Genomic DNA, 4,911 nt, shown 5'->3' with positions numbered 1-4,911 from the left:
TGACTTTAGCAGTAATGGTAATAGATTTCATAGATTTTATACCTCATAATAGATTTATGAACTAAGTATATTTTACCATAATTAGGAGTAAGAAGCAAACAAATGTTTGAAAAACAAAAAAACAAAAAGGAGAAGGAGCTCGCGAAAAAGTCAGGAGGGGCACAATTCCTCTCATGTCTAAAGACACGAGTCTCCATGTGCATTTTATGAAATTCACAGAAGGTTACTGGTGTACCAAAAGGGAAATCACTCCGCTTTACGCGGCAGAATTCGCAGACAGCCGGATACATGGGGATGAACTCATAATCTATGCGCCGGGAAAGCATATCGCGGGAAGAGGAGACTGCCTGAATCTGGGGATGCTCACCATCTGTCTTTCCAGTCCAATGGAAGATGTGATTAAGGTTTCCGTGAGGCATTTTGAGGGAACCGCTTACCGCGGCCCCTTCGCCGGGATTAAGGAGACCGCCCCCCATGTGACAATCGAGGAAACAGAGGAGGAAATCCGCTATCAGAGTGGCCGCACATCTGCGGTTATCGATAAGAGGCCGAACGGCTGGGGAATCCGTTTCCTCGACGGAGACCGGGAGCTGACCAACACCGGATTCCGCAACATGGCCCATATGACCAACCGGGATACGGGAAAAACCTATATGGTGGAGCAGCTGGCCATCGATGTGGACGAGTGCATCTATGGACTTGGTGAGCGTTACACCCCGTTTGTGAAGAACGGACAGATGGTGGAAATGTGGAATGAGGATGGCGGAACGGCAAGCGAGATCACCTACAAGAATATTCCGTTTTATATTACCAACAAGGGGTATGGCGTGCTTTTGGATCATGAGGGGGATGCCGCCTATGAGATTGCCAGCGAAAAGGTGGAGCGCCTGCAGTTTTCCGTAGAAGGGGAACGGCTCGATTACTACGTGATTAACGGCTCAACCCCAAAGGGAACCATATCCAAATATACGGAGCTGACCGGCAAACCGGCGCTGCCTCCGGCCTGGTCCTTTGGACTTTGGCTTACCACCTCCTTTACTACCAATTACGATGAGGAGACGACCTCCGGCTTTATCCAGGGCATGGCGGACCGGGATATACCGCTGCACGTGTTCCATTTTGACTGCTATTGGATGGAAGCGTATGAATGGTGTAATTTTACGTGGGATCCCAGGACATTTCCGGATCCGGCCGGTATGCTGAAACGGTATCACGACCGGGGATTAAAGATCTGTGTGTGGATCAACCCGTATATCGGACAGAAATCTCCGCTGTTCCATGAGGGCATGGAGCACGGCTACTTAATCAGAAAGACGAACGGGGATGTATGGCAGACCGATATGTGGCAGGCCGGTATGGGACTGGTGGATTTCACCAATCCGGACGCGGCCGCATGGTATCAGGGAAAGTTAAAGACGCTGCTGGACATGGGGGTAGACTGCTTTAAGACGGATTTCGGTGAGAGAGTTCCAGTGAAGGATATCGCTTATTTTGACGGTTCCGATCCGGTTAAGATGCACAATTACTATACGTTTCTCTATAATCAGACCGTATTCCAGCTTCTGGAACAGGAGAGAGGAGCAGGGGAAGCCGTGCTGTTTGCCCGTTCTGCGACCGTGGGAGGGCAGCAGTTTCCGGCTCACTGGGGCGGTGACTGTTCGGCGACCTATCCGTCCATGGCGGAAACCATCCGGAGCGGCCTCTCTCTGGCCTGCGCGGGCTTCGGCTTCTGGAGCCATGATATCAGCGGTTTTGAAAATACGGCGCCGGCCGATATCTACAAGAGATGGTGCCAGTTTGGCCTTTTAAGCTCCCACAGCCGTCTCCATGGCTCTTCCTCTTATCGTGTGCCGTGGCTGTTCGACGACGAAGCCTGTGACGTGCTTCGGAAGTTTGTGAAGCTGAAATGTGCGCTGATGCCGTATCTCTACCGTCAGGCGGTAAAAGCCCATGAAGAGGGAATCCCGATGATGCGCCCGATGTTCGTGGAATTTCCGGAGGACCGGGCCTGCGAGCCGCTGGATAAGCAGTATATGCTGGGCGATTCCCTGCTGGTGGCTCCGGTATTCAAGGAATCCGGCGAGGTGGAATACTACTTACCAGAGGGAACCTGGGTGAACCTTCTTACCGGAAAGACCGTCGTGGGAGGCAGATGGCAGAAGGAGACACACGATTACTTCTCCCTGCCGCTCATGGTGCGCCCCGGCAGCATTGTGGCGGTCGGACAGGAGAGCAGCAGACCGGATTACGCGTTTGCGGAGGGAGTCAGATTCCTTCTGTATCTCCCGGAGGATGGAATGACCGCGGAGACCGGCGTAACGGACTTAGAAGGCCACGTGGTGATGACCGCAGCGGCCAGCCGGGCAGATGGAACGATTACGCTTCGGGTGGAAAGAACCGCCGCGGCTGCTTCCGGGGGCGGTTCGGCGGACGTTACAGCAGACGTTTTAGCAGACGTTACAGCAGGCTTTACGTTTGAGGTTCTGGGAGACGAAAGGGTGGAAGTGGTGGTTGCATAATGCGTTTACTCTTTTCGGATTATCAACGTTCCTTCAGCCGGAACTGCTCGACCAGCCCGTTTAAAAGGATCGCCTGATCGGACAGCTCTTCGCTGGCCGCGGCACACTCCTCGGCGGTTGCAGAGTTGCTCTGGATTACGGCGGTAATCTGATCGATTCCCATGGTGATCTGTGAGGTGGCCTCTGCCTGCTTTAAGGAGGCTTTGGAGATGAGGTCCACGGTCTCGGCTACCTCCACGGCACCATTTACGGCTTCTATCATGGCGGCGGCTGTCTCGGAGGCAATCGCCGCGCCGTTTTTCACCGCCTTCATGGAGCTCTCGATGAGAGCGGAGGTGTTTTTGGAGGCGTCTGCCGTATCCCCGGCAAGGTTTCTGACCTCATTTGCAATGACAGTGAAGCCCTTTCCGGCAACACCGGCTCTGGCCGCTTCCACGGAGGCGTTGAGTGCCAGAATATTCGTCTGGAGCGCAATGGATTCAATGGTTTCAATGATGTTGCCGATCTCCCGGGAGCTGCTGCTAATTTCGTCCATGGCGGCGATCATGCGCTGCATCTGCTGATTGCTGGCGTACATCTGATTGCCGACCCTGCGGGCTTTCTCACTGGCCTGCTCCGCGTTGGAGGCATTGCCCCGGATCTGTCCGGAGATGTCTCCGACAAATGCAGCCAGCCCTTCGATGGAACCCGCCTGCTCGGAGGTGCCCTGAGAGAGGGACTGGGCGCCGGTGGCTACCTGTTCCGCACCGCTTGCAACCTGATCGGAGGCACGGTTGATCTGTCCGATAATTCCATTTAGGGACCCGGAAATATGTTCCAGTGCCTCTTTGATCTTTCGGAATTCACCGGCGTAGTCGTAGGTCAGTTCAAACGCCAGGTCACCGTCTGCAATCTGGTTGAGCACGGCAGAGATTTCCTTAATATAATTCACATAATCCTTAAGCCGCGATACGGTCTTGTTAAAATTTACGGCCAGGGAACCCAGTTCATCTTTCGAGTCATACGTGATCACTTCATTTAAGTTGCCGTCCGCGATTCGGGCGGCGACGTTATCCAGTTCGTTGACAGGGGTAAGGATGGCTTTCACTGTGGCAAGGGATAACAGAAATCCCGCGGCGATCAGGAGTACAATGATCGAGATCAGAAGCATCCACGCTCTGGAATAGAGAAGCGTGCTTTCGTGGCTTGCATTCTGGGCGTTTGTCTTGCTGTATTCGACCAGCTCCTCGAAAATCTCGGTGGCTTCGTCAAACAGCTTCTGGGAATCGGCCCGTGCGATCACCATGGCCTGTTCCATCTCGCCGCTGCGGCTCAGTTCGACTACGGTGTTGTGCAGCTGCAGGTAATCGGCCCAGGCCAGTCTGGCGGAGGCGAGCAGCTGTTTTTCCTCATCACTGCTGCCAAGCTGATCGTATTCGGCGAATTTGGCGTCGATTTCAAGGAGAAGGTCTGCCATCTGTTCTTCCCGCAATGCCATGATTTCCGGCTCCCAGGCAATGATATGTCCATATTCCTTGATGCGGAAATTGGAGGTGAGTGTGTCCAGTTCTTCTGCCGTGACAACGGAAGGCAGCCAGTCATCGTTGATAGCCGTATTGCGCTCATTCATCCGGTACATGAACACGAGGGAGACTACGCCGAGTGCGGTCAGACCCAACAACAAAAAGGTCGTTTGCATAAGCAGTTTTGTTTTGATACGCAGATTTTTCATTTGTAACCCCTTTACCCCTTAAAATGTAATTTAATTTATATAAAAATCATCAAAAGTTCCGATAATATAAGAATAGCATTAAATATAGAAAATACAACTATAATATAGAGTAAATTTAAAACAAAAAAAATAAAAATAAGTGAAAAAAAGTGCTTGACTATCGGACAAACATCGTGTATACTACATCTTGCTGTGTTAATGGGCTATCGCCAAATGGTAAGGCAACGGACTCTGACTCCGTCATTTCAAGGTTCGAATCCTTGTAGCCCAGTCTTGATAAAACCCGCAGGAAAGTTCCTGCGGGTTTTGCAGTATTTTGTGAGAATAGCGTCTTATAAATTGCAGAAACTTGAAAAGAAGCAGGAATCCATAAGGAACTGCTTCTTTTTCTGCAGTAGAATCGCTCCTTCTTCTGGACAAGACAGGCAAAATGCTTTATAATGTTACTTAATTTTGATGAGAGGTGCAGTATGTACACATTTGGCAGCAGGATACGGTACAGTGAGACGGATGAATACGGTAAACTGACTCTTACAGGTATCATGAATTACTTACAGGACTGTTCGACGTTTCAGTCGGAAGACATCGGGCTGGGAATTTCCTATCTGACGGAACACCATCAGGCGTGGTGGCTTTCTTCCTGGCAGATCGTGATCGACCGGTACCCTGCGTTGGGAGAAG

The 4,911-nt window shown here is 51.5% G+C and carries 3 protein-coding genes and 1 tRNA gene; 3 read left to right on the top strand and 1 reads right to left on the bottom strand.

Features of this window, described 5'->3' with window-relative positions; translation table 11 throughout:
• Nucleotides 1–206 precede the first annotated feature (206 nt).
• Entirely contained in the window at nucleotides 207–2,519 is a 2,313-nt protein-coding gene (yicI, locus tag ACLTD4_RS01535) for an alpha-xylosidase (RefSeq protein WP_117623124.1), read from the top strand.
• 22 nt (nucleotides 2,520–2,541) lie between these two features.
• On the opposite strand, the gene ACLTD4_RS01530 is transcribed toward yicI, so the two are convergent.
• A complete protein-coding gene (locus ACLTD4_RS01530) occupies nucleotides 2,542–4,230 on the bottom strand; it encodes a methyl-accepting chemotaxis protein (RefSeq protein ID WP_117623120.1) in 1,689 nt (562 codons plus the stop codon).
• A gap of 199 nt (nucleotides 4,231–4,429) precedes the next feature.
• On the opposite strand from ACLTD4_RS01530, the gene ACLTD4_RS01525 reads away from it, so the two are divergent.
• Together ACLTD4_RS01525 and ACLTD4_RS01520 are read left to right on the top strand one after the other, a co-directional pair.
• Nucleotides 4,430–4,501: transfer RNA gene (locus ACLTD4_RS01525), tRNA-Gln, on the top strand.
• 199 nt (nucleotides 4,502–4,700) lie between these two features.
• Nucleotides 4,701–4,911: acyl-ACP thioesterase domain-containing protein (locus ACLTD4_RS01520; RefSeq protein ID WP_412331081.1), on the top strand; the 211-nt coding region annotated here is incomplete at its 3' end.

The sequence above is a fragment of the Hungatella sp. genome, assembly GCF_046966825.1.
This window is presented reverse-complemented; position numbering and strand designations above follow the sequence as displayed.

Excerpts from the sequence above, each read along its gene's own strand:
- yicI (WP_117623124.1), top strand. The coding sequence starts at position 207 with ATGAAATTCACAGAAGGTTACTGGTGTACCAAAAGGGAAATCACTCCG.
- ACLTD4_RS01530 (WP_117623120.1), bottom strand. The coding sequence starts at position 4,230 with ATGAAAAATCTGCGTATCAAAACAAAACTGCTTATGCAAACGACCTTT.